Origin of the sequence: Pseudomonas sp. TREG-RG-20F-10-E-6-01 (genome assembly GCF_022662455.1) — a bacterium.
Classification (GTDB): Bacteria; Pseudomonadota; Gammaproteobacteria; order Pseudomonadales; family Pseudomonadaceae; genus Aquipseudomonas.
Map to the genome: position 1 here is coordinate 866,336 of NZ_JAKNQP010000001.1, position 25,585 is coordinate 891,920.

Annotated in this window: 23 protein-coding genes; 6 read left to right on the top strand and 17 right to left on the bottom strand. The window is 62.0% G+C overall.

Annotated elements, in window-relative coordinates; translation table 11 throughout:
- Positions 1–28 precede the first annotated feature (28 nt).
- The 9 genes from L8K08_RS04130 to L8K08_RS04170 all read right to left on the bottom strand — a co-directional run bounded on the left by L8K08_RS04130 (position 29) and on the right by L8K08_RS04170 (position 10,322).
- Entirely contained in the window at positions 29–2,365 is a 2,337-nt protein-coding gene (locus L8K08_RS04130) for an EAL domain-containing protein (protein ID WP_242194481.1), read from the bottom strand.
- A gap of 255 nt (positions 2,366–2,620) precedes the next feature.
- Positions 2,621–3,793, bottom strand: a complete 1,173-nt coding sequence (locus tag L8K08_RS04135) for a PotD/PotF family extracellular solute-binding protein (protein ID WP_145161435.1) — start codon at positions 3,791–3,793, stop codon at positions 2,621–2,623.
- Positions 3,790–4,764, bottom strand: a complete 975-nt coding sequence (locus tag L8K08_RS04140; RefSeq protein WP_242194483.1) for a GTP-binding protein — start codon at positions 4,762–4,764, stop codon at positions 3,790–3,792. Before L8K08_RS04140 ends, L8K08_RS04135 begins: the two co-directional genes overlap by 4 nt.
- Entirely contained in the window at positions 4,761–5,057 is a 297-nt protein-coding gene (locus tag L8K08_RS04145) for a hypothetical protein (protein ID WP_145161429.1), read from the bottom strand. The genes L8K08_RS04140 and L8K08_RS04145 overlap by 4 nt, the downstream gene beginning before the upstream one ends.
- 13 nt (positions 5,058–5,070) lie before the next feature.
- Positions 5,071–5,820 (bottom strand): SDR family NAD(P)-dependent oxidoreductase, encoded by a 750-nt coding sequence (locus L8K08_RS04150; protein ID WP_242194485.1) that lies wholly within the window; start codon positions 5,818–5,820, stop codon positions 5,071–5,073.
- Positions 5,821–5,957: 137 nt separating this feature from the next.
- Positions 5,958–6,719 (bottom strand): SDR family NAD(P)-dependent oxidoreductase, encoded by a 762-nt coding sequence (locus L8K08_RS04155; protein WP_145161424.1) that lies wholly within the window; start codon positions 6,717–6,719, stop codon positions 5,958–5,960.
- Positions 6,720–6,729: 10 nt separating this feature from the next.
- Positions 6,730–8,070 carry an MFS transporter gene (locus L8K08_RS04160; protein WP_242194487.1) on the bottom strand — a complete coding sequence of 447 codons (1,341 nt, stop codon included), beginning with the start codon at positions 8,068–8,070 and terminating at the stop codon, positions 6,730–6,732.
- 30 nt (positions 8,071–8,100) lie between these two features.
- The gene (locus L8K08_RS04165; protein WP_053254585.1) at positions 8,101–8,979 is read right to left on the bottom strand and encodes a polysaccharide deacetylase; all 879 of its coding nucleotides are present in this window, start codon (positions 8,977–8,979) and stop codon (positions 8,101–8,103) included.
- A gap of 11 nt (positions 8,980–8,990) precedes the next feature.
- Positions 8,991–10,322 carry an amidase gene (locus L8K08_RS04170; protein ID WP_242194490.1) on the bottom strand — a complete coding sequence of 444 codons (1,332 nt, stop codon included), beginning with the start codon at positions 10,320–10,322 and terminating at the stop codon, positions 8,991–8,993.
- 348 nt (positions 10,323–10,670) lie between these two features.
- Here L8K08_RS04170 and L8K08_RS04175 point away from each other — a divergent pair, with 348 nt between their 5' ends.
- The 6 genes from L8K08_RS04175 (at position 10,671) to cmoB (ending at position 17,229) form a co-directional block, all read left to right on the top strand.
- Positions 10,671–11,660, top strand: a complete 990-nt coding sequence (locus L8K08_RS04175) for a GntR family transcriptional regulator (RefSeq protein WP_145161414.1) — start codon at positions 10,671–10,673, stop codon at positions 11,658–11,660.
- A 161-nt stretch (positions 11,661–11,821) separates the two neighbouring features.
- Entirely contained in the window at positions 11,822–14,245 is a 2,424-nt protein-coding gene (gene lon, locus L8K08_RS04180) for an endopeptidase La (RefSeq protein WP_242194493.1), read from the top strand.
- Between the two features lie 203 nt (positions 14,246–14,448).
- Complete coding sequence (locus L8K08_RS04185; RefSeq protein ID WP_106579457.1) at positions 14,449–14,838, top strand: protease inhibitor I42 family protein; 390 nt, start codon at positions 14,449–14,451, stop codon at positions 14,836–14,838.
- Position 14,839: 1 nt separating this feature from the next.
- Complete coding sequence (locus tag L8K08_RS04190; RefSeq protein WP_242194496.1) at positions 14,840–15,496, top strand: lysoplasmalogenase; 657 nt, start codon at positions 14,840–14,842, stop codon at positions 15,494–15,496.
- Between the two features lie 36 nt (positions 15,497–15,532).
- Positions 15,533–16,276: a carboxy-S-adenosyl-L-methionine synthase CmoA gene (gene cmoA / locus L8K08_RS04195; protein WP_242194499.1), complete on the top strand. Its 744-nt coding sequence runs from the start codon at positions 15,533–15,535 to the stop codon at positions 16,274–16,276.
- Entirely contained in the window at positions 16,273–17,229 is a 957-nt protein-coding gene (gene cmoB / locus L8K08_RS04200) for a tRNA 5-methoxyuridine(34)/uridine 5-oxyacetic acid(34) synthase CmoB (protein ID WP_242194502.1), read from the top strand. Before cmoA ends, cmoB begins: the two co-directional genes overlap by 4 nt.
- Before the next feature lie 139 nt (positions 17,230–17,368).
- On the opposite strand, the gene tadA is transcribed toward cmoB, so the two are convergent.
- From tadA to lepA, 8 genes are all read right to left on the bottom strand, one after another.
- Complete coding sequence (gene tadA, locus L8K08_RS04205; RefSeq protein WP_242194505.1) at positions 17,369–17,866, bottom strand: tRNA adenosine(34) deaminase TadA; 498 nt, start codon at positions 17,864–17,866, stop codon at positions 17,369–17,371.
- Positions 17,866–19,242, bottom strand: coding sequence for a multicopper oxidase family protein (locus tag L8K08_RS04210; protein ID WP_242194507.1), 1,377 nt, complete (start codon positions 19,240–19,242; stop codon positions 17,866–17,868). The genes tadA and L8K08_RS04210 overlap by 1 nt, the downstream gene beginning before the upstream one ends.
- Positions 19,243–19,513: 271 nt before the next feature.
- Positions 19,514–20,260, bottom strand: a complete 747-nt coding sequence (pdxJ, locus tag L8K08_RS04215; protein ID WP_242194509.1) for a pyridoxine 5'-phosphate synthase — start codon at positions 20,258–20,260, stop codon at positions 19,514–19,516.
- Positions 20,261–20,311: 51 nt separating this feature from the next.
- A complete protein-coding gene (gene recO, locus L8K08_RS04220; RefSeq protein WP_242194512.1) occupies positions 20,312–20,995 on the bottom strand; it encodes a DNA repair protein RecO in 684 nt (227 codons plus the stop codon).
- Between the two features lie 163 nt (positions 20,996–21,158).
- Positions 21,159–22,061: a GTPase Era gene (gene era, locus L8K08_RS04225; protein ID WP_003234112.1), complete on the bottom strand. Its 903-nt coding sequence runs from the start codon at positions 22,059–22,061 to the stop codon at positions 21,159–21,161.
- A complete protein-coding gene (gene rnc, locus L8K08_RS04230; RefSeq protein WP_094951369.1) occupies positions 22,054–22,743 on the bottom strand; it encodes a ribonuclease III in 690 nt (229 codons plus the stop codon). Before rnc ends, era begins: the two co-directional genes overlap by 8 nt.
- A 152-nt stretch (positions 22,744–22,895) precedes the next feature.
- Positions 22,896–23,750, bottom strand: a complete 855-nt coding sequence (lepB, locus tag L8K08_RS04235) for a signal peptidase I (RefSeq protein WP_106579465.1) — start codon at positions 23,748–23,750, stop codon at positions 22,896–22,898.
- 5 nt (positions 23,751–23,755) lie between these two features.
- On the bottom strand, positions 23,756–25,555 hold the full coding sequence (lepA, locus tag L8K08_RS04240) for a translation elongation factor 4 (protein ID WP_003210439.1): 1,800 nt from the start codon (positions 25,553–25,555) through the stop codon (positions 23,756–23,758).
- Between the last annotated feature and the right edge of the window lie 30 nt (positions 25,556–25,585).

A 25,585-nucleotide genomic window follows, 5' to 3' on the forward strand; every position in this document is an offset into this window, starting at 1 on the left:
GGGTTTAGGGGTGTTCAGGCGAGAGGGTTTACAGGGCAACCCGCGCGCGGCGCATCCACATCTCAAACGCCATGGCGTTCAACGGCCGGCTGATCAGGTGACCCTGCGCCGTGTCGCACTTCCATTGCCTGAGCAACTTCAGGCTGGGCTCGAACTCCACACCCTCAGCCACCACCTTGAGCCCCAGGTTGTGGCTCATTTCGATGGTCGAACGCACAATCACGCCGTCTCCGCTGGCGCTGTCGAGGTTGCGGATGAACGACTGGTCGATCTTCAATTCCTGTACCGGCAAACGCTGCAACTGCGCCAGGGATGAATAGCCGGTGCCGAAGTCGTCCACCGACAGGCTGATGCCACAGCCGCGCAATTGCTCCAGCACGCTGAGCGCCTGTTGCGGGTTGTGCATGATCGCGCTCTCGGTGATCTCGAAGGTCAGTTGCTGCGCCGCGACAGCGTATTGCATCAGCAAGGCGGTGACGCGAATGGCCAGGTCGTCATCGGCCAGGTCGTCCACCGAAATGTTGACCGACAGTTGAATGTGCAAACCGCGCCCTGCCCACTCGGCGATCTGCCGGATCGCTTCCTCGATCACCCACAGCGTCATGCTGCGCATGCTGCCGGTGCGTTCGGCCAAGGGAATGAATTCGGCGGGCGACACCTGGCCCAGCGTCGGATGCTGCCAGCGCAGCAAGGCTTCCGCCTGGCGTACGTGACCATGCATGAGGTCGAGTTTGGGCTGGTAGCACAGGAACAATTCGCCTTCGACGACCGCGCGGCGCAGGTCGCGGATCAACGTGATCTGGCGCTGGTGCGCGAGGTCACGGTCTTGTTGATAGATCTGCAGGTGCCCGGGCAGGCTCGCCGCATCATGCCGGGCAATGGCGGCGCGGCTGATCAGTTCTTCGACCTGCTGGCCGTCGGCCGGGTAGGCGGCAATGCCGATGCTGACTTCATGCCGCACTTCGTCGTTGCCGATGCGCTGGGGCTCGGTGAGCAGCCCATACAGGCGGTCGGCGCGGGCTACCGCGCGGTCGATCTCGGTGTTTTCCAGCAACAGCAAAAACTCGCTGCCGGCGATACGCGCAGCGGTGTCACTGGCCAACAGGCACATGGACAGGCACCGGCTGGCTTCACGCAACATTTCTTCGACGCCCTGTGGCCCGAAGCCTTCGTTGATCACCCGGTAGTTTTCGATCCCCAGGTACAGCAACACCACCGGGCGCTGCGCACTGATCGCACTGCCCAGGCGTTCCATGGCCAACGCGCGATTGGGCAAGCCGGTGAGCGGATCATGCAACGCGTTATGGGCCAGCTGCCGCTCGCGCACGGCGATGCCGCTTTGCATTGCATTAAAGGCCCGGGCCAGCAAGCCGAATTCATCGTGGCTGCGCACCCGCACCGGGGTTCGATAATCACCGGCACCAATCCGCTCGGCCGCCTCCACCAGGGCGTTGAGCGGGCGTGACACGCGGCGCGCCAGCAACAACGCGGCGGCCAGCGACACCAACAACACCGCCAGGGCGATCCCGAGGAACTGCCGGTCCAGCGGCGCAAAAGACTCAAGCGCATGGTCCAGCGGGCTTTGCAGCAACACGCGCACCTCATCACCCTCGCCGGTGTTGGCCAGCGGCAGCACCTGGCTGAGCACGCGTTGCCCGTAGAACAGGTTGATCTGCGCATCAGGGTTGAGTTGCGCCTGGTGCAGCGTATCGATGATGGTGGCCCGGTAGGCCTCAGGCTGGGTGCTGAACAACTCGCCGACCTGGCCGTTCTGCACGCTGAGGAACGACACTTCAAGGTTGCTCATGGAACGCAGTTCGTTGGCGAACTGCCTGTCCATGGGGAAGCCCATCACCACGCGGGCAATGGGCTGCGGGTCGAGGACGACATCCTGCACAAGCAGATAGGGCTGGCTGTCCATCGCGACGATAAGCATCTGCAAGCCGCTGCGTCGCGCATGCCGCAAGGCCTCGTCGTACGGGAAGGGCTGGCCGTGCGTCAGTACCGGCAAGGTACTGACCATCACCTTGCCATCCAGGCCCAACACAAACACTTCACTGGAACGCAGGCCGGTGCCATGCCGTCGCAGCGCGGCCATTACCGTTTCGGGGTTGCCCTCGGCCACCGCCTGTTTGAAGGGGCCGTCGGCGGTGAGCCAATCCAACCCGTATTGCAGCCGACGCCCGCGCAGGTCGAGCAAACGTTCGAACACTTGGCTGCCGGTGCTGAGCTGAACCTGGGCCTGTTTCTCCACGGCGCGGGTGGTGGCGGCCTTGACGGCGAAGTAGGTCGCAGCCACCACCACCAGCAGCAATAGCGCCAACACCCCGGCAATGCGGGTCTGAAATGTGTGGCGCCACTTCATTGCCGTGGCCTCTGGCAGCACGCGCCTCTCTGTGCCGATCCGTCCCTTTGTCATACGCATTCCTGGCGGCTGCTGACCTGGCGTCAAAAAAACATTCGTTTTTAACGAATGGTTGGTTCAACCAGATTAGCTGGGGGCTGGGATATGTACACCCAATAGGGACGGGGATGTGTCTGTCAGTTTATTGGCGGCAAACGCTTGGCTCGGAGGGCTGTTGGGGCATAGCCCCAAGCTGGGTGACGGGGACGTACGCAATCACACGCGCGCGCGCATGAAATCCCCCCACCGCCGCACCAGGTAATTGTGCTCATCCATCACCGAGTTCCACACCGCAATGTGGCCCATGCGCTGCTCATAGGAGCCACCATCACGCACCTCGCCGACGTCGATCAACGGCAAGCCATCACTGCCGAGCAGCTCTTCACGGGCGGGCTTGCCGGCATACCAGTAATCCCACTCGGCGCTGCTCAAATGATCGCGGGTGCGCGCCGGGTTACCGATGTAATAGCCCTGACGCGCCATCACCGCCCCCGGCCAGCCGGATAACCACCAATTCAGATAAGCATAAGCCGCATCCAGCACCGGCCCCTGGGCATGGCGCGACAGCGACAACCCACCAAACCATCCGCGGTACCCTTCACGGGGCACCGCCAGCCGATATTTCACGCCTGCCCGGTGCAAGCGCATCAGGGTCGGTGACCACAGACTCTGGATATCGATGCTGGGGCTCAGCATCAACTGCGCGGCTTCTTCATCATCCGACCAGAACGCCGCAAAGTGCCCCTCCTTCTGCTTGCGCACCAGAATGTCAGCCAGTACATCGATCTCTTCGATGCTCATATTGCCGATGTCCTTGAACTGCGCCAGCCCCGCGCCCTGCACCGCCAACGCGGCATCCAGCGCGCCAATCGCGGCATCGCTTTGCAGCGCAGTGCGCGCGCTCCAGGCCGGGTCGAGCAGCCAGCCCCAGCTTTCATTGCCGTGGCTGAAGCCTTCGGGCAAACGCTCCGGGCGGTAGGCAAAACTGTCGGCGTTATGGGTCAACGGCAGCATGCTGATGCGCTCGGTGACGCTGCTGCCAAGGCTGCCGTCGTGCTGCACGAACAGGCGCTCACTGGGCACGCTGCCGCCACCCAACCGGTCGTTGGCCGATAAGCGACCACGCTTGGGCAAATCATTGATCTCGTGCCACAAGGCGATGCGCCGTGTGTCGATGGGCTGGATCGCCCGCGCCGGCCAGACGAAATCAACGTTGTGAAACCATTGGTCGTAGAGGTCGTAGCTGTCGGGCTGCATCACGGCGATGCGCTGGGCCTGCGCCACGTCGTGCACCTGATAGACCAGGCGAATACCCAGCTCTTTTTCGGCGCGAACGCGCAAGCACTCCAGCAGGGTCACGGACGTACCGAGCACACGTAATGTGATCATGCTGCGAAGCGCCGTGAGAACACCTCGAAGGAGCGCCGCAGCAGCGCCGGGTCGAGGCCGCGCAGGATAAACACCAGACGCGACTGGCGGTCGGTGCCGGGCCACGCGGGCAAATGCACCGGGGCATGCAGGCAGTGCTGCACGCCATGAATGACGATGGGGGCCGAGCTTGCGTTCACGTTGAGCAGTCCTTTGACGCGAAGGATTCGTTCGCCGTGGCATCTTAACAGCATCGACAACCAGACCCCGAAGCCGACCCAGTCCAGCGGTTGGTCGAAGCTCAGGCAGCACACTTGCACGGCGCCGTGGGTGGCGGTGGTGGTCTGATGCAGTTGCCAGCGGCTGACTTCAACGGCCGGTTCGGCGCTGCGCAAGCCTTCGCCAAGCAGCAACTGATCGCCGCTGTGAACCTCATGGGTGTCGAGAATCGGCGTCCCCGCATTGAGTGCCCGCAAGTGCGCGCGCAGCGCTTCACAGTCGCCGACCAAGTCGGTCTTGCTCAGCAGCAAGCGGTCGGCCGCCGCAACCTGGGCCAGCCATTCCGGGTGCAGGCGCTCTTGCAACGTGGCGTGACTGGCATCGACCAGCGTGATCACCAGGCCGATATGAAAACGCCCGCGCAGTTGCACATCGTTGTTCAGCGTGGCCAGGATCGGCGCCGGATCGGCCAGCCCGGTGGTCTCCAGGATCACCCGCTTGAACGCCGGAATTTCACCGCGCTCGCGCCGTTGCAACAGGGCGAGCAACGCCTCCTTGAGCTCGCCGCGAATCGAACAGCACACGCAACCGCTGGGCAGCAGCACGGTGTCCGGCGCAACTTCTTCCACCAGCAGATGATCGATGCCGACATCGCCGAACTCATTGATCAGCAACGCCGTGTCACCCAGGCTTTCACCTTGCAGCAGGCGCTTGAGCAAGGTGGTCTTGCCGCTGCCGAGGAAACCGGTGATGACGTTGAGGGCAATGCTCATGATGACTCCAGGTGATCAAGCAAGCGGGGGTCCAGCGGATCCAGCGGGCGGCCGAGCATGTTTTCAGCCGCTTGCCAGAGTTGATCCAGGCCACTGGCCAATGCCTGCTTGCCGGTGGCGCCCAACAACAGGTAGGACGCGCCCTGAAAGTCTTCGACCTTGAGCCGGAACACCGCCAGCACCTGGTTGATCGCGGCGATCCGGCGCAGGCGTTCGCGGCGCCGGGGCAGTTCATCGCCCAAGGGGTCGCTCCAGTGCAGGTCTTCGCCGAGTAATCCGCAGAGTCCGCACATGGTTACACCTCACTCATGGCATGACATCGCCGGAGTTCGGGCCCAGCGTCTGGCCGACAAACAGGTTGCCACCCGGCTCACTGGCCAGCAGCACAGCGGTGGGCGCGACTTCATCGGCCAGGCCGAAACGGCCCAGGGGCAATTCGGCGGCCTTGGCGCGCTTCCAGTCGTCGCTGATGCCGCCCACCAGCGGCGTTTCGATAGGGCCCGGCGCGATAGCGTTGACCAGCACATTGTCCTTGGCCACTTCCAGCGCCAGCGATTTGGTGAAGCCGATCACGCCAGCCTTGGCGGCGGCGTAATGGGTCAGCTCGGCGCCGCCCTTGATGCCCAATTGCGAGGCCACATTGATGATGCGCCCCCAACGTTGCGCCAGCATGTGCGGCAAAGCGCGCTGGCTGGCGACGAACACGCTGGTGAGGTCGACGCGCAACATGTCGTTCCACATGTCGATGGAGAGGTCGACGCAGCGCGCCTGGGTGAGCATGCCGGCATTGTTGACCAGAATGTCGATGCCGCCGAAGTGCTCGACGCAGCGGTCGACACTGGCCTGGGCGCCTTCGACAGTGCCGACGTCAGCCAGGCATTCGAACACTTCGGCGCCGAGGTTGCGGCAGGTGATGGCGGTTTCGGCAAGGCTGGCAGCATTGCGGTCAGCCAGCAGCAGCCGCGCGCCCTCGGCGGCGTAGGCGCGGGCAATGGCGGCACCGATGCCGCTGCCGGCGCCGGTGATGACGGCGCGGCGGTTATTCAGTTGAGGCATACAAAATCTCCTAAAACAAACACGGTCCCTGTGGGAGCTGGCTTGCCTGCGAAAGCGGTGGATCAGTCAGTACATGTGGGGCTGAAACTCCGCTATCGCAGGCAAGCCAGCTCCCACATTTTTTGCACCGCGTACAGTCAGTCAGGCCAGCGCACAGTCAAGCCGCCGTCGATGACGATGCTCTGCCCGGTCAGATAACTGGATGCCTCACTGGTCAAAAACTGCACCAACGAGGCCACCTCATCCGCCCGCCCTACCCGGCCCAGCGGAATCGCCCGCGCCGCCTTCGCCAACCCTTCAGGCCCCAGCGAATTCTTCGCATCCAGCGACTGCGGCGTCTCGATCAAGCCCGGAATCACCGCGTTGCAACGGATGCCCAAGGGCGCCAACTCCACCGCCAGCGACCGGCACAACCCCGGCACGCCGGCCTTGGCCGCCGCGTAATGGCTGTGCTCCTGCCAGCCATACACGCCGCCGGCAATCGACGAAATCGCTACCAGCGCGCCGCCCTCGCCCATATGCCGGGTGGCCGCGCGGAAGGTGCGCATCACCCCCGTCAGGTCGACATTGAGCATCTCGTTCCACAACGCATCGGTCATGTCCAACAACGGTGCGCGACGCAGCAAACCGGCATTGGCCACTGCGTAATCCAGGCGGCCGAAATGCTGCACGGCCTGCGCGGCCAGCGCGTCCACCGAGGCGGTGTCGCCCACGTCCAGCGGTAGCATCAGGCACTCACCACCGGCTTCTTCCACCAGCGCCACGGTGGTATGCGGGTCGTGCGGATCGGCCGGGTAATACCCGCCCACCACCGCCACGCCATTGCGCGCATAGGCCACGGCCAGGGCTTGGCCGATGCCGCTGGCGGCACCGGTAATCAGGGCAACTTTACGGCTCATCTCACACTCCTCACTGAACGGTTTCCGGGCGCACATGGCGAGCGGCAAACATCAGCGCACCGGACAAAAAGCATGGCAGCGCGCCGAACCACAGCGCGGCGGTCTGCCAGTCGCTGCCGGCGGACAACACTTGGGTGGCGCCAAAACCGGCCACCACCGCCCCAATCGGGCCCATGGCATGAATGATCGCGCCACCGGTGGCGCGGATGCTGGTGGGGAAACTCTCGCTGATAAAAAACAGCGCCGCCGAGTACGGCCCGATCAGGAAGAACAGGCCCAGGCTGTAGAGCCCCACCACCATCGCCATATTGCTTGGCCCAAACAGCATCCCGGCAAACGCCAGGCCGCCGAGCATCCAGCCCAGACCGATGACATTGCGACGGCCGATTTTGTCGCCCATCCAGCCATGAGTCAGGTAACCGCAGTACCCCACCAGGTTCGATAGCACGAGGATGATCAGCGAATTCTCGAACGAGATATGGTGCACGCTGACGATCACCGAAGTCCCCAGCACGCTGAACACCTGGATGGCCGCCCAGTTGAGCAACAGCGCGGCGCCGATCACCAGCGTGGCGCGGCGGGCCGGGCCACGGAAGGCGGCTTTGAGGCCGGCCTTGCTGTGTTCGTCATAGTCCACGCCGTAGGTCACGGCGACGTTCTGCGCCTCTTTCACCGCGCCACTTTTACGCAGTTCGCTGATGCGCTGGTGAATCTGGAACTGCGGGCTCTCCTTGAGCTTGCGCGCCATGATCGCAATCACGATGGCCGGGATCGCGGCAAAGATGAAGCAACCCTGCCAGCCGATGATCGGCAACAGCAGCGCGGTCAACCCGGCGGCGATCAACGCACCGACCGGCCAGCCGCCCTGCACCAGGCTGTAGATAAACCCGCGCCGCTTGGTCAGGCGCGGGTCTTCAGAGGCGCCATACAGCTCGCTCAGATACGTGGCGTTGACGGTTTCCTCGGCATAGCCCAGGCCACCCAACGAGCGGATCAGAATCAGCGGCGACTTGCCCCACGCCCCGCCAATCGCGGTGAGTGCCGAGCACAGCGCGGAGCCGGCCACGGTAAAAATAATGCCTTTGCGCCGCCCCAACTTATCCACGACCGGGCCAATGGCAAAGGCAACCACTGCCGTGCCCACCGCCACCCAGGTCGCGATTTCAGCTTGCTCCACTTCTCCCCAGCCAAAGTGCCGGCCGATCTCCGGCAGCAAGGTGCCAAAGAGGATGAAGTCATACACCGCAAACACCCAGGCGAAAAACGCGATCCAAGTGGCGAAGCGCACTTCCTGGGACGTCAGTTGCCGGGGTTTCCAGCCAGTCAGGTCAAGCTTGTTGTAGATGGACATAAATCGCGCCTCGGGGGTGTGGGCTAAGGGTCAGGAACGCGGTTGGCGGCGAATAAAGTCATCGGCGATTTCGTCGAAAGTGACGAAGCGCACACCGGCATGGCTCTGGATGTGTTCGATCAGGCGCTCAAGCATCAGCAGCACTTGCGGGCGACCGGACACGTCGGGGTGAATGGTCATGGTGAACACTGCGTGTTCGTGTTCGCGGTAAACCCAGTCGAACTGGTCGCGCCACATTTCTTCCAGGTGGCGCGGGTTGACGAAGCCGTGGCTGTTGGGGGCTTTTTTGATGAACATCATTGGCGGCAGGTCGTCGAGGTACCAGTTGGCCGGGATCTCCACCAGGTCGGTTTCTTCGCCGCGCACCAGCGGTTTCATCCAGGTGTCGGGGTGCTGGCTGTAGTCGATCTTGGTCCAGCTGTCACCCTTGCGCACGTAGTAGGGGTGGAAGTCGTTGTGCATAAGGCTGTGGTCATACTTGATACCTTTTTTCAGCAGCAGCTCGTTGGTGACCTTGCTGAATTCCCACCACGGCGCGACGTAGCCGGTCGGGCGTTTGCCGGTGACCTGGGTGATCAGCTCGATGGATTTATCCAGGACGATTTCTTCCTGTTCGGCCGTCATCGCAATCGGGTTTTCATGGCTGTAGCCGTGCACGCCGATTTCGTGACCGGCGTCGGCCACCGCCTTCATCTGCTCGGGGAAGGTTTCCATCGAGTGGCCGGGAATAAACCAGGTGGTGCGCAGGCCATAGCGTTCGAACAATTTGAGCAAGCGCGGCGCGCCGATTTCACCGGCGAACAGGCCGCGCGAGATGTCGTCCGGCGAGTCTTCACCGCCGTAGGAACCGAGCCAGCCGGCGACGGCGTCAACGTCGACGCCAAATGCACAGAGAATGTCTTTAGCCATGATGTGTCTCCTTAAATAGTCATTACGGATTCGACGGACAACGCCACGCGCAACAGGCGTGCGTCTTCCCCCGACGGGGCGCTGAGCAGCAGCCCGGTGGGCAGGCCCAGGGCATCGCGGCCGCTGGGCAGGCTGACGCCTGGCATGTCGAGCAGACTGCCGGGCATGGTCAGGCGCAGGGTGGCGAGGTTGGTTTTCACGAACAGCTCGTCGTCGGCTTCCAGCGGGGCCAACGGGGGTGCGACATGGGCAACGGTCGGGGTAATCAGCACGGCGCCGTCGAGCTCGTCGACCAGTTGGCACTGCAGGCGACGGCGTGCGTCGATCAGGTGCAGCAACTGACTGGCGGGCAATGAACGTGCAGCTTCCAGGCGGCGGCGTACGCGCGGGTCGAGCAGGTCGGCGTCGCGGCTGTCGAGCAAGGCCTCGTGCAGCGCGAAGGCTTCGAATGAGCCGAGCCAGCCGTCCTGCTTGATCAGGTTGAGCGCGGCCTGGAAGGTGGCAGACGGGCGCACCTCGATCAGCGCGCCTGCGGCCTTGATGAGGTCCATGGCGCGCAGCAGGTTATTGCGTACGGCCGGTTCGATGTCTTCCAGCGCGCCTTGCTCGAGCACAAAGCGTTGCCCCTTGAGGCTGCGGGCAACATGGGTTTGCGCGCGGCCATTGAGCAGGTCGTCGATCACCAGGGCATCGCGCACGCTGCGGGTCAGCGGGCCGAGGCTGTCGAGGGTGTGCGCCAGCGGGAATACCCCGTCGCGGCTGTAGCGTCGACTGCTGCTGCGGTAGCCCACCACGCCATTGAGCGCGGCCGGAATGCGGATGGAGCCGGCGGTGTCGGTGCCCATGGCGATTGGCACAATGCCGCCGGCCACGGCGACGGCCGAACCGGATGACGAGCCACCGGGAATACGCGGTTGATCGCTGCCGTTCGGGTTATACGGCGTGCCGAAATGCGGGTTCAGGCCCAAGCCGGAATAGGCCAGTTCGCTGAGGTTGGTCTTGCCGAGACTGACCATCCCGGCGCGGCACAACAGGCCCACGCTCGGCGCATCGAGCAACGCCGCTGGCGCCTCGCGACGGTAAGCGGCGCCGGCGGTCGTGATGCTGCCGGCGACATCAAACAGGTCCTTCCAGGCCAGCGGCACACCATCGAACACGCTCAACGGTTGCCCGGCACGCCAACGGGCTGCGGCGGCTTCGGCTTCGCGACGGGCGCGCTCGGCCGTCAGGGAAATAAACACGGTGGGCGCCATGCTCGCGTGCAGCAGCGCCTGTTCGAGGACTTGCACCGGGTCGCTGCGACCGCTGGCGAACGCTTCGGCCATTGATGTGGCGTCTGACATCAAGATGCACCTCATAAAACGTACATATTAATAAAATGTACATTTTACAAAGGCAGCTTTCGTGCCAGTCTTTGCTGCCGCCATTTTTGCACGAGCGCGTTTCTGCCCTTGAGCTACGGGCTAGATGGTTTTGTAGGAAACAAAAAGATTGGCAAAGGTGTGGGCACGGGCCTTGAATGAAATAATGTATCTTTTATTAATAAGTACATTTTGGTGCAGAAAAGTAACAGGGTGACGGCCAAGGCCCCAAAAAAGTGCCAGCAGCGTGGCGCAGAGTGACAGGGTAACTATGAGAGAATCCCCGACCACTTTCCTACAAGCCCTTCAACTCTTTACCTAGAGAAGCAGATGAAAGCAGTGTCCGCCTCGGCCTCCCGTTACGCGATGATTCACACGCTATTGCGTGATGCGATCGTCAACGGCACCGCCCGCCATGGGCTGGTCTTGCTGGAAGCGCCGCTGGCCGAGTTGTTCGGCACCAGCCGCGTGCCGGTGCGCAAGGCGCTGGACCTGCTGCACGACGAAGGCCTGATCTGCCGCTTCAATGGCCGCGGGTACCTGATCAACCCCGAAGGCCTGGCCATGGAGCCGCTGCGCCTGCCCTTGAGCCCTGCGCACCTGGGCCTCAACGGCGATGACGAGTTGGTAGACACCCGCCCGCTCGGCGAGCGGATCGTCGAGGAAATCGGCGCGGCGTTGTCCACCTGCATTGCTTTCGGCCATTACCGCCTGGATGAGCAAGCCGCCGCCGACCATTACGGCGTCAGCCGCGCCGTGGTGCGTGAAGCACTGATGCGCTTGCGCGACCGTGGCCTGGTGGAAAAAGAGCCCTACTCCCAATGGCTGGCCGGGCCGCTGACCGCGCGCGAGGTGACCGAAGACTACGAACTGCGGGCCTGCCTGGAACCCGAAGCCCTGCGCCAGAGCGCGCCGAACCTCGACCGCGACATGCTCGAAGCCATGTTGCAGCGCGTGCTGGCGGCTCAAGAAAGCCCACAGTGCAGCCTGCAAGCCATTGAGCAGATCGAAGAGGACTTGCACCAGCGCTGCCTCGCCGGCCTGCAAAACCGCAAGATCGCCGCGCTGATTCGCCAGGGCCAGAGCCCGATGATCATCAGCCGGATTTTCTACCGTTTACTGGGGATCGGCGCCGATCCCGCCATGCTCGCCGAACACCGCTTGATTCTGGAACTGCTGCTGCACGGTGCATATGACGCCGCGGCGCTGAATTTGCGTGAGCATTTGCAGCGAGCACGCCAGCGGATGCTGCAACGCTTGAAGGTGTTGTCGGTGCTGCCGGAACAGCCATTGCCGGCTTATCTCCATAAAATCAGCTGACGGCGCTCGGTACACAATGTGAGAGCTGGCTTTGCCTGCTCCCACAGGGGAAGGCGGCACTCCTGAATATATTATGCAATTTGTTGCTAACTGCGCCCCGCCATTGAAACCACCGCTGCCCCGCCCCATCTAAGCTGCATACTTCCTTATGCAGGTGCCCCATGAGCGACCAGCAAGAATTCCCGGACATCGACCTGAACGATTACGCCGACCCCGAAAACGCTGAACACCAAGCTTCGTCCAACACCGGCCTGGCCCTGCCTGGGCAAAACCTGCCGGACAAGGTCTACATCATCCCGATCCACAATCGGCCGTTCTTCCCGGCGCAAGTGCTGCCGGTCATCGTCAACGAAGAACCGTGGGCCGAGACCCTGGAGCTGGTGAGCAAATCCGACCACCACTCCCTTGCGCTGTTTTTCATGGACACCCCGCCAGAAGACCCGCGCCATTTCGATACCTCCAGCCTGCCGCTGTACGGCACGCTGGTGAAGGTGCACCACGCCAGTCGCGAAAACGGCAAGCTGCAATTCGTCGCCCAGGGCCTGACCCGCGTGCGCATCAAAACCTGGCTCAAGCATCACCGCCCGCCGTACCTGGTGGAAGTCGAATACCCGCACCAGCCGACCGAGCCGACCGACGAGGTCAAGGCCTACGGCATGGCGCTGATCAATGCGATCAAGGAACTGCTGCCGCTCAACCCGCTGTACAGCGAAGAGTTGAAGAACTACCTCAACCGCTTCAGCCCCAACGACCCGTCGCCGCTCACCGACTTCGCCGCCGCGTTGACCTCGGCCACCGGCAACGAGCTGCAGGAAGTGCTGGACTGTGTGCCCATGCTCAAGCGCATGGAAAAAGTCCTGCCGATGCTGCGCAAGGAAGTTGAAGTCGCGCGCCTGCAAAAGGAAATCTCCGCCGAGGTGAACCGCAAGATCGGCGAGCACCAGCGCGAGTTCTTCCTCAAGGAACAGCTCAAGGTCATCCAGCAGGAGCTGGGCCTGACCAAGGACGACCGCAGCGCGGATGTCGAGCAGTTCGAACAACGCCTGATGGGCAAAGTACTGCCGACCCAGGCGCAAAAACGCATCAGCGAAGAAATGAACAAACTGTCGATCCTGGAAACGGGTTCGCCGGAATACGCCGTTACGCGCAACTACCTGGACTGGGCCACCTCGGTGCCGTGGGGCGTGTACGGCGAAGACAAGCTCGACCTGAAACACGCCCGCAAGGTGCTGGACAAGCACCATGCGGGCCTGGATGACATCAAGAGCCGCATCCTCGAGTTTCTCGCGGTGGGCGCCTATAAAGGTGAAGTCGCCGGTTCCATCGTGCTGCTGGTCGGCCCGCCGGGCGTGGGCAAGACCAGCGTGGGTAAATCCATCGCCGAGTCCCTGGGCCGGCCGTTCTATCGCTTCAGTGTCGGCGGCATGCGCGACGAGGCCGAGATCAAAGGCCATCGCCGTACCTACATCGGCGCCCTGCCGGGCAAGCTGGTGCAGGCGCTCAAAGATGTGGAGGTGATGAACCCGGTGATCATGCTCGATGAGATCGACAAGATGGGCCAGAGCTTCCAGGGCGACCCGGCGTCGGCCTTGCTGGAAACCCTCGACCCGGAACAGAACGTCGAATTCCTCGATCACTACCTGGACCTGCGCCTGGACCTGTCCAAGGTGTTGTTCGTCTGCACGGCGAACACGCTTGATTCGATCCCGGGCCCATTGCTGGACCGGATGGAAGTGATTCGCCTGTCGGGCTATATCACCGAAGAAAAGGTTGCCATCGCCAAGCGCCACCTGTGGCCAAAACAGTTGGAAAAGGCCGGGGTGTCGAAAAACACCCTGACCATCAGCGACGGCGCCCTGCGCGCGCTGATCGACGGCTACGCACGCGAAGCCGGGGTGCGCCAGTTGGAAAAACAGCTGGGCAAACTGGTGCGCAAGGCCGTGGTCAAGCTGCTGGACGAGCCGGACTCGGTGATCAAGATCGGCAACAAGGATTTGGAAAGCTCCTTGGGCATGCCGGTGTTTCGCAATGAGCAAGTGCTGTCCGGTACCGGCGTGATCACAGGCCTGGCCTGGACCAGCATGGGCGGCGCGACCCTGCCGATCGAGGCGACGCGCATCCACACGCTCAATCGTGGCTTCAAGCTCACCGGGCAACTGGGTGAGGTGATGAAAGAGTCCGCCGAGATTGCCTACAGCTACATCAGCTCCAACCTCAAGTCGTTTGGCGGCGATCCGAAGTTCTTCGACGAAGCCTTCGTGCACTTGCACGTGCCGGAAGGTGCTACGCCCAAAGATGGCCCAAGCGCCGGCGTGACCATGGCCAGTGCGTTGCTGTCGCTGGCGCGCAACCAGCCACCGAAAAAAGGCGTGGCGATGACCGGCGAGCTGACGCTGACCGGGCATGTACTGCCGATTGGCGGGGTGCGTGAGAAAGTGATTGCGGCGCGGCGCCAGAAGATTCACGAGTTGATCCTGCCGGAGCCCAACCGTGGCAGCTTTGAAGAGCTGCCGGAGTACCTGAAAGAAGGCATGACGGTGCACTTTGCCAAGCGCTTTGCCGATGTGGCGAAGGTGTTGTTCTGACCATTGTGTAGTGCCTGAACTGGCCTCATCGGGGCAAGCCCCCTCCCACCATTTGACTGCACTCCAAAGGATGTACTCGGTCAACTGTAGGAGGGGGGCTTGCCCCCGATCAGGCCAGCCCTGCCAACACAAAAGCCCGCCTTGTCACACCTTGTCTCATCTTCGGTTATGCTCGCCCTTCGTCGTCAAACAACGGAGCCCCCATGACCGCTGCCCGCCTGCTTCTCCCCTTGAGCCTTGCCCTGCTGGCCGCCTGCGCCAGTGCCCCCAAGCAAAACGTCACCGTGGAAAACCAGAGCGCCTGCCCGCTCCAGCTTAAAACCGGGCAAAACCTGATCCTCACCTTGCCGAGCAACCCCACCACCGGCTATCGCTGGGCCATCCAGGATTCCGCCGGTGGCGTGCTGCGTGCACTCAGCCCTGAGGTTTACAGCAGCACCGAGTCCGGTGTGATCGGCGGTGGCGGCCAATCCACTTGGCGTTTCCAGGCCTTCGCGGCCGGCCAGGGCCGTTTGCGCCTGACCTCCCAGCAACCTTGGGAACCGGAAGCCGAGCCTGCCGAAACCTTCGACTGCGCCATCACGGTGAACTGATATGCCTTGGCTGATTCTTGCGTTGATGGGCGCCGGCACCTTTGTCTACGGTTTGAGCACCCACGCGGCGTTATTGTGCCTGCTGGTCAAACCGTTACCGGTGCTGGCGTTGCTGGGCTGGCTGCATGACGCGCCGCCCACCGACTATCGACGCTGGATCAGCCTGGGGCTGATTTTTTCCCTGGTGGGCGACGTGTTGCTCGCGTGGCCAGGCGACCTGTTTATCTTCGGGCTGGGCGCCTTCCTGTTTGCGCATTTGGCGTATCTGAAAGCCTATTTCAGCGATTGCCGGCGCCTGGCGTTGTTGCCGCTGATATTGGCACTGGGCGTGGGCGCGATTCTGCTGAGCATTCTGATTGCCCATGGCCTGGGCGAGTTGCTGATTCCGGTGGTGGTGTATGCGCTGGTGATCAGCGCCATGCTCTGGCGTGCGTTGGCGCGACTGGGCAGTGAGGTGCCCAAGCGCTCGGCCCTGCTGGCGGCGGCGGGCGCGGTGTCGTTTGTGTTTTCCGACACGCTGATTGGTATCAATCGGTTCGTGGTCGCCTTTGAGGCGGCGCCGTATTTATTGATCAGCACGTATTGGCTGGGTCAGTGGGGCATCACCGCCTCGGCTTTCCATCAGACTACCCGCGCACACGAGGGCCAATTTGGCTAAAATGCCGGCCTTTCCCCCCTCGTCGCCGGAACAACCGTGAGCAAAGAACCCGATCGCCTATTCGCCCAGCCCCTGCCCCAGGTGCCGGACTTCGCCTTTAACGAGGACGTGGTGCGGGTGTTCCCGGACATGATCAAGCGCTCGGTGCCCGGTTACCCGACCATCGTCGAGAACCTCGGCGTACTGGCCGCGCAGTTTGCGCAACCCAACAGCGTGCTCTACGACCTGGGCTCGTCCCTCGGCGCGGTCACCCAGGCGCTGCGCCGCCATGTGCGCACCGACGGATGCAGGGTAATCGCCGTGGATAACTCGGCGGCGATGGTCGAGCGCTGCCGCGAATACCTCAATGGCCAGGACTCGATGTTCCAGGAGTTGCTGCCGGTTGAGGTGATCGAGGGCGATATCCTCGCGCTGCAATTCCAACCGGCCTCGGTGGTGGCGCTGAATTTCACCCTGCAATTTATCGCCCCCGATCAACGCCTGGCGTTGCTCGCGCGCATCCGCCAGTCGCTGCTGCCGGGCGGCGCGTTGATCCTCTCGGAAAAGCTGCGGTTCAACGACCCCGAAGAGCACGCATTGCTCACCGACCTGCACATCGCGTTCAAACGCGCCAACGGCTACAGCGAACTGGAAATCGCCCAGAAGCGCAGCGCCATCGAAAACGTCATGAAGCCCGACAGCCTCGAAGAACACCGCGAACGCCTGTTGGCGGCCGGGTTCTCGAAAGTCGTGCCGTGGTTCCAGTGTCTTAACTTTGCCTCGTTGATTGCCTTGCCATGATTGATCTCTCTCCCCTCGCCCGCCACCTGGTCGGTACTCCGTTGGCCGTATGGGCCCAAGGCCTGCAAGCGCAACTCGACAGCAAGATGGAAAAGGGTCATGGCGACCTGGAGCGTTGGCAGAGTGCGCTGGATGCGCTGCCGCAGATCCAGCCCAGCGAAGTCGATTTGCTCAATGGCCTGACCCTTGATACCGATTGCGACGACGCCACCCGCGCACAGATGCGCACCGCGCTGATGGGCCTGAGCCCGTGGCGCAAAGGCCCGTTCAACCTGTTTGGCGTGCATGTGGACACCGAATGGCGTTCGGACTGGAAGTGGTCGCGGGTTGCCCCGCACCTGAATTTGAACGGCAAGCGCATCCTCGACGTGGGTTGCGGCAACGGCTACTACATGTGGCGCATGCTCGGCGCGGGTGCCGACAGCGTGATTGGCGTGGACCCGAACTGGCTGTTTTTCTGCCAGTTCCAGGCGGTGCAGCGCTACCTGAACGAGCCGAAGGCCTGGCACTTGCCGTTCCCGTTTGAAGACCTGCCGCCGAACCTGGAAGGCTTCGACACGGTGTTTTCCATGGGCGTGTTCTATCACCGCCGTTCGCCGATCGAGCACTTGCTGGCACTGAAAGACTGCCTGGTCAAAGGCGGCGAGTTGGTGCTGGAAACGCTGGTGGTCGAAGGCGATCAGCAGCAAGTGCTAGTGCCGGAAGACCGCTATGCGCAGATGCGTAATGTGTGGTTCCTGCCCTCGGTGCCGGCCTTGATGCTGTGGCTACGGCGCGCCGGGTTCAGCGACGTGCGCTGCGTGGATGTGAGCGTGACCACGGTCGAGGAACAGCGCGGCACGGAGTGGATGAAGTACCAGTCGCTGAGCGACTTCCTGGACCCGGATGATCACAGCAAGACCCTTGAAGGGCTGCCGGCGCCGATGCGCGCGGTGATCATCGCCAAGAAATAACCTGCAATCTCCCTGAATAAATGGAGATCAAACTGTGGGAGCTGGCTTGCCTGCGATAGCGATCTGTCAGTCAATTGATCAGTGACTGATGTACCGCTATCGCAGGCAAGCCAGCTCCCACATTGGTTTTCAGTGTTCTTTAGAGTGTGGGCTTGGCTCTTCTGGCCTTGAAGAACTCACTCAACACTGTCCCGCATTCCTCAGCCAACACCCCGCCTTCAAACAGCACCCGATGGTTGAGAAACCCTTGGGTAAAAAACTGCCCCTGGCTTTGCACGATCCCCGCCTTGGGCTCCAGCGCGCCGTACACCACCCGCGCGATGCGCGAATGCACAATCAGGCCCGCGCACATGCTGCACGGTTCCAGCGTCACATACAGCGTGCTGCCGACCAGGCGGTAGTTGCTGATCGCCTGCGCGGCGGCGCGGATGGCGACCATTTCGGCATGGGCGCTGGGGTCATTGCCGCTGATCGGGCAATTGAAACCCCGACCGATGATTTCACCGTCCTGCACCAGCACGGCGCCCACGGGCACTTCGCCAAGGGCGGCGCCTTGGGCGGCGAGGGCCAGGGCTTCGCGCATGAAGTCCTGGTCGCGGCTGCGGTCGATAATCGCCGTGGGGCGAAGCTGGCGCATCACGCCACCTCGATGGCGGCCATCAGGCCGGTTTCCATGTGATCGATCACGTGGCAATGGAACATCCACACCCCCGGGTTATCCGCCACCAACGCCACGCGCGCGCGCTCGTTCTTGCCCAGCAAGTAAGTGTCGGTGAAGTACGGGATCACCTTGTGGCGGTTCGAGGCGATTACCTTGAAACTCATGCCATGCAGGTGGATAGGGTGCTGGTACTGGGTCATGTTCTTCAATTCGAAAATGTAGCTCTTGCCCTTCTCAAGCTTGGCAATCGGGCGATCGGCACAGGTCTTGTCGGTGATGTCCCAGGCCTTGCCGTTGATTTGCCACAGGCTCGGCGGTTTGCCGTCATCGACCGACACGGTACCGACCCACTCGAAATTGAAGTTGAGTTTCTCGGCATTCGCCAGGTCCGGCTCGGCGATCGGGTTGGCGGGCAGCGCCGGTGGCCATTCGGTGGGCGCATCGGTATTGGCGACGGAGCGAAAAGTGCCCAGGCGCACCGGACCGTTGCGGATGGAGAGCTCTTCACCGGCAGGCGGCGCCTTGATCGCCAGACAAATACGCATGCCCGGGCCCAGCCAGTATTCCTTGCCCAATGGGCGCGGCTCGACGGGGTTGCCGTCCAGCGCGTAGATCTGCGCGTCGACGTCGGGAATGTTGATGCGATAGGTCAGCGTGTTGTCGAGGTTCAGCAAGCGCACGCGGGTGATTTGCCCGGCCGGCAAATCGATCACCGCCTGGGACACGCCATTGATCGTCGACAACCGCCCGGCCGTGCCGCCACGCGCGGCTTCACGGGGTACGCTGAAGGCCACGAAGGCGCCCTCTTCGTCCACGTGCCAGCTTTTCAGGCTCAGGGTGCGCTCGTGTTTGAAACCGGTGGGCTCGCGCTCTTCGATGATCAGCGGGCCCACCAGGCCACGGCCGAGTTCTTCGCTGCTGTTCACGTGCGGGTGATACCAGTAGCTGCCGGCGTCCGGCACGCGGAATTTGTAATCGAAGTATTCGCCGGGCAATACCGGCAACTGCGAGACGTAAGGGACGCCGTCCATTTCCAGCGGCAGGCGGATGCCGTGCCAATGAATGGTGGTGGCGACCGGCAAGTGGTTGATAAAGCGCACCCGCAGCCACTCACCCTGGCGCACACGCAACTCGGTGCCCGGCGCCGAGTGGCCAAATGCCCAGGCTTCGGTTTTGTGGCCCGGCACCAGTTCCACGTCCAGCGGTGCGGCGATCAGTTCGTAGTCGTGCCCGGCTTCGGCCTCGGCAACTTTCCCCAGCCAGTAGCGATAGCCGCCACCGGCACCGACGCCCACTACGGCCAGGCCTGCGAGACCACCCAGGATTTGTCGACGGGAAAAGGATCGGGACACAACAACCTCACGTATCTGCCACAGGCCAGAGGCCCGCAAAGGGCAGATACGATACACCTGACCCGGCTAAACAGTAAGGCTTCGCATTGCCGCATGGTTGAATTCAATGGGTTTGGCTGGGTAACTACACCTCTGGATACACCGAAAATCATTGTGGGAGGGGGCTTGCCCCCGATTGCAGTGGGTCAGCTACAGATAGGCTGACTGACACACCGCTACCGGGGGCAAGCCCCCTCCCACATTTTGATCTTCAGTGATTTTTAGACTGTGCTCACTTGGAGCTGGCAGCCGCCAGGATCAGGGCTTTCATCTCGGCCACTGCGCCTTTGAAACCGACGAACAGCGCGTGCGCCACCAGCGCGTGGCCGATGTTGAGTTCGTTGATGCCCTTGATCGCAGCCACGGCTTCGACGTTGTGGTAGTGCAAACCATGGCCGGCGTTGACGATCAGGCCTTCACTGAGGCCGCACTGTACGCCGTCGATAATGCGCTGCAGTTCGTCAGCGACTTCGGTGGGCGTGGTGGCATCGGCATAGCGGCCAGTGTGCAGTTCGATGGCCGGCGCGCCGACACGGCGCGAGGCTTCAATCTGACGCTCGTCGGCGTCGATGAACAGCGAGACTTCGCTGCCGATCTTCGACAGACGCTCGACCGCAGCCTTGATTCGCGCTTCCTGGCCCGCGACGTCGAGGCCGCCTTCGGTGGTGAGCTCCTGGCGCGTTTCCGGCACCAGGCAGATGTGCGCCGGGCGAATGCGTTCGGCGAACGCCATCATTTCTTCGGTGACGCCCATTTCGAAGTTCATGCGGGTTTGCAGCACGTCCTTGAGCAGCAACACGTCGCGCTCCTGAATGTGGCGGCGGTCTTCGCGCAGGTGCACGGTGATGCCGTCGGCGCCCGCTTCTTCGGCGTCCAGCGCGGCCTTGACCGGATCAGGGTAACGGGTGCCCCGGGCCTGGCGCAGGGTAGCGACGTGGTCGATGTTGACGCCAAGAAGAATGCGATTGCTGGTGCTCACGGAAGCGCTCCTGAAAAGGGAAAGAAACGCCGCACAGCATACACGGGGTTGTCAGGGCTTTCGAAACAACTCGCGACTGACCAGCGGCCGCCCGCCCAAGTGCACGGCGAGCGCCTGGCGCATCAAGCGCTTGGCCGCGGACAAGGCGCCCGGGGCAGTCCAGTCGGCTTCGCTCATGGCCAGCAACTCGGTGCCCTGGAACAGGCCGGGTTGCAGCAGGTAAACGCGTTCCAGGCCGGCGTCGACTTGCAGGCGGTACATGCCGTCTGCGGCGATGGGGTCGCCGTGCAGGTCGTTGCTCAGTTCAAAGCCGTAGCCCAGGTCGTCGAGCAGTCGCCATTCAAAGGCGCGCAGCAGCGGTTCCAGCGGGCGGCCTTCGGCCAGTGCAATGAGCGTCGCGGCGTAGTGATCGAAGACCGCAGGGTGCGGGTCTTCGGCGGGCAGCAGGCGGATCAGCAGCTCGTTGAGGTACAGGCCGCTGAACAGGGCTTCACCGTTGAGCCAGGCGGAATTGCCGACGCTTTCCAGGCGGCCGACGTTTTTCAGCTCGCCCTTGCCACGAAACTCCACGTCCAGGGCCACGAACGGCCGGGCCAGCGTGCCGGCCTTGCCTCGGGCGCTGCGCAAGACCGCACGCAGGCGGCCTTGGGGCGTGAGGAAGTCCACCAGGGCGCTGGTCTCGCGGTAAGCGCGGCTGTGCAGGACGTAGGCGAGTTGGCTGGTGGGTTGGGACATGGATGCTCACTGCTGGAATGCATTTTTGAAAACTGCACAAACCTAACGTGGGAGGGGGCTGGCCCCCGATGGCAGTGTGTCAGTCACTTATCTGTTAACTGACCCACCGCTATCGGGGGCGAGCCCCCTTCCACATTTTCAGCCCTGTGGTGTATTCAAGACCCTACAGGTCGCCGTAGCCCAGGGAGCGCAGTGCGCGCTCGTCATCGGACCAACCACCCTTAACCTTCACCCACAGATTGAGCATGATCTTGGAATCAAACAGCAATTCCATGTCCTTGCGCGCTTCGGTGCCGATGCGCTTGATGCGCTCGCCCTTGTCGCCAATGATGATTTTCTTCTGGCCGTCACGCTCGACGAGGATCAGCGCATGAATATGCAGGGTTTTGCCCTGCTGCTTGAACTCTTCGATTTCGACGGTGATCTGGTAAGGCAGCTCGGCGCCCATCTGGCGCATGATTTTCTCGCGCACCAGTTCAGCGGCGAGGAAGCGGCTGCTGCGGTCAGTGATCTGATCTTCCGGGAAGAAGTGCTCGTTCTCGGGCAAGTAACCCGCGATCACGCGCTCCAGGGCCTCAAGGTTGTGACCGTGCTGGGCCGAGATCGGCATGATCTGGGCGTTCGGCAGTTGCTCCTGCAGCCAGGTCAGGTGCGGCATCAGCTCGGCTTTGTCTTCGATGCGATCGGTCTTGTTCAGCGCGACGATCAACGGGCCGGTGACGTACTGCACGCGCTCAAGAACCATCTGGTCTTCGTCGGTCCACTTGGTGCGGTCAACCACGAAGATCACCACGTCGACGTCTTTCAACGCCGCCGAAGCGGTTTTGTTCATGTAGCGGTTAAGTGCCTTCTCGCCACCTTTGTGCATGCCCGGGGTGTCGACGTAGACGGCTTGGACGCTGCCTTCGGTCTTGATGCCCAGCATGTTGTGGCGGGTGGTCTGCGGCTTGCGCGAGGTGATCGCGAGCTTCTGGCCCAGGATGTGGTTCAGCAGCGTGGACTTGCCCACGTTCGGGCGGCCGACGATGGCAACATAGCCACAGCGTGTTGCGGTTGAATCAGTCATGGCCATTCTCCACGCCCAGGGCAATCAGTGCTGCAGCGGCCGCTACCTGTTCGGCAATACGACGGCTCACACCCTGACCTCGGCTTTTTTCATTCAATAAGGTGATTTCACATTCCACGAAGAACACGCGGCAATGCGGCTCACCCTGGATATCCACCACTTCGTAGCGTGGCAGTTCACAACCGCGCGACTGCAGGAATTCCTGCAGGCGGGTCTTGGGATCTTTGTTGGTGTCGACCAGCGTCAGGCTCTCGATCTCCGAAGCCAGCCAGGCCACCACGCGCTCCTTGGCCGTCTCCATGCCTGCATCCAGGTAGATCGCACCGATCAACGCTTCGAGGGCATCAGCCAGGATCGACTCACGACGAAAGCCACCGCTTTTCAGTTCACCGGACCCCAGGCGCAAGTATTCGCCCAGGCCGAAACCGCGGGCCAGCACGGCCAGGGTCTCGCCTTTCACCAGCCGTGCACGCAGGCGTGACAGCTGGCCTTCGCGCGCTTGCGGGAAACGCTCGAACAGCGCCTCACCGGCGGCAAAGTTGAGGATGGCGTCACCGAGAAATTCCAGGCGTTCGTTATTACGCCCTGCAAAACTGCGGTGTGTGAGGGCAAGGACCATCAATTCCTGGTCCTTGAAGGTGTAGCCGAGCTGACGCTCGAGACGACTTAGAGAAACGGTCACGGTTTATCCATATCTAGTTGGTGGCACCGGCGGCCATCGACGATTGACGCAGTGTTCAAATTCAAATCCTGGTTGGTGCCGCATGAGGCCGGACGACGCATTGTCCGAACCCCAGAAAAGCATTCGGCGCTGTGTTCACAGCGCCGCCTGTATTACTTGATCAGCCCGACCCGCGAGAAGTTCGGCAGGTGGCTGAGTTTGGGTTCCGGCCAACTCATCCAGACCGCAAAGGCCTTGCCGACGATGTTCTCGTCGGGAACCATGCCCAGCAGGTCCTTGGGAATATTGGGGTCATCCCAGTAACGGCTGTCGTTGGAGTTGTCGCGGTTGTCGCCCATCATGAAGTAGTGCCCGGCAGGCACTTTCCACTCGCCATCAGGCATCGCACGGTAGCGGCTCATTTCCTTACGGATTTCGTGCTCTACCGCGCCGAGTTTTTCCTGATACAGCTCGGCGCTGCCCAAGGTGTTCGGTTCGGCGCCGATCAGTTTCTCGGCCACCGACTCACCATTGATGAACAGACGCTTGTCGCTGGTGTAGCGAATCACGTCGCCCGGCAGCCCGACTACGCGCTTGATGTAGTTGACGTTCGGGTCGCTTGGGTAGCGAAACACCATCACATCGCCGCGCTGCGGGTCACCGACCGGAATGACTTTCTTGTCGAGCACCGGCAGGCGGATCCCGTAGGAAAACTTGTTCACCAGGATGAAGTCGCCCACGTCCAGGGTCGGTTTCATCGACCCCGAAGGGATCTGAAACGGCTCCACCAGGAACGAACGCAGCACCAGCACGATGAACAACACCGGGAAGAACGACTTGCCGTATTCAACCAGCAGAGGCTCTTTGTTCAGCTTCTCGACCACCACCGCATCGGGCTGGCTGACGCTGCCCTGATAGGAAGCGATAGCCGCCCGCCGACGCGGGGCGAAGAACACCAGATCGAGCAACGCCAGGAGACCGCAAACGGCAACGGCGATGACCAGCAACAGCGGGAAATTTAGTGACATAGGACCTAACTATCCAACCTGAGCACCGCAAGGAAGGCTTCTTGTGGAATTTCCACGTTGCCCACTTGCTTCATGCGTTTTTTACCGGCCTTTTGCTTCTCAAGCAGCTTGCGCTTACGGCTTACGTCACCGCCGTAGCATTTGGCCAGTACGTTCTTTCTGAGAGCCTTGACGGAGGTCCGTGCAATGATCTGCCCGCCAATGGCGGCCTGGATCGCGACGTCGAACATCTGACGCGGAATCAGTTCTTTCATCTTTTCGGTCAACTGCCGACCTTTGTAGTGCGCGTTGTCCTTGTGCACGATCAGCGCCAGTGCATCTACCTTGTCGCCGTTGATCAGCACATCCAGTTTCACCAGATTAGCCGATTGGTAACGATCGAAATGGTAATCCAGCGAAGCATAGCCGCGGCTGGTGGATTTGAGACGGTCGAAGAAGTCCAGGACCACTTCGTTCATCGGCAGATCGTAGGTCACTTGCACCTGGGTACCGAGGAACAACATGTCGTGTTGTACGCCACGTTTTTCGATACACAGGGTAATGACGTTGCCCAGGTGTTCCTGCGGCACAAGAATATTAGCCCGCACGATCGGCTCGCGCATGTCCTCGATGGAGGACAGATCCGGAAGCTTGGACGGGTTGTCGACGTAAATCGTTTCACCGGTTTTCAGCGCCAGCTCAAAAATAACCGTTGGCGCGGTGGTGATCAGGTCCAGGTCGTATTCGCGCTCAAGGCGCTCCTGGATGATCTCCATGTGCAGCATGCCCAGGAACCCGCAGCGGAAGCCGAAGCCCAGCGCGTCGGAGCTTTCCGGGGTGTACTGCAACGACGAGTCGTTGAGGGTCAGCTTCTGCAAGGCTTCGCGGAAGTCTTCGAAGTCGTCGGAGCTGACCGGGAACAGGCCGGCGTAAACCTGCGGCTGGATGCGTTTGAAACCCGGCAGCACGTCTACATCAGGGGTGGAGCTCAAGGTCAGGGTGTCACCGACCGGTGCACCGTGAATGTCCTTGATGCCGGCAATGATGAAGCCCACTTCACCGGCTTTCAGGTCGGTGGTGGCGGTGTGTTTCGGGTTGAACACGCCGACGCTGTCCACCAGGTGGATCTTGCCGGTGGACTTGACCAGGATCTTGTCGCCCTTCTTCACACGGCCGTGGCGTACGCGTACCAGGGAAACAACGCCCAGGTAGTTGTCGAACCAGGAGTCGATGATCAACGCTTGCAGCGGATCTTCGTAGTTGCCGGTAGGTGCGGGAATGGTCTTGACCAGGCGCTCGAGCACTTCGTCGACGCCCAGGCCGGTCTTGGCGCTGCACTCGACGGCGTCGGTGGCGTCAATGCCGATGATCTTCTCGATCTCTTCTTTGACACGGTCCGGATCGGCCTGAGGCAGGTCGATCTTGTTCAGTACGGGCATGACCTCAAGGCCTTGCTCGATGGCGGTGTAGCAGTTGGCCACGGACTGGGCTTCGACGCCCTGGCCCGCGTCCACGACCAGCAACGCACCTTCACAGGCCGCCAGGGAACGGCTGACTTCATAGGTGAAGTCAACGTGGCCCGGGGTGTCAATGAAGTTGAGCTGGTACTTGATACCGTCTTTGGCGGTGTAGTACAGGGTAACGCTGTGCGCCTTGATGGTGATCCCGCGCTCGCGCTCGAGGTCCATGGAGTCCAGTACCTGGGCCTCCATTTCACGCTCGGCAAGGCCGCCGCACATCTGGATGAATCGATCGGCCAGCGTCGACTTACCATGGTCAATGTGGGCGATGATGGAGAAATTGCGGATATGACTCAAATCACTCACGGATCAACACTCAAAAAGGCTGCAGGCAGA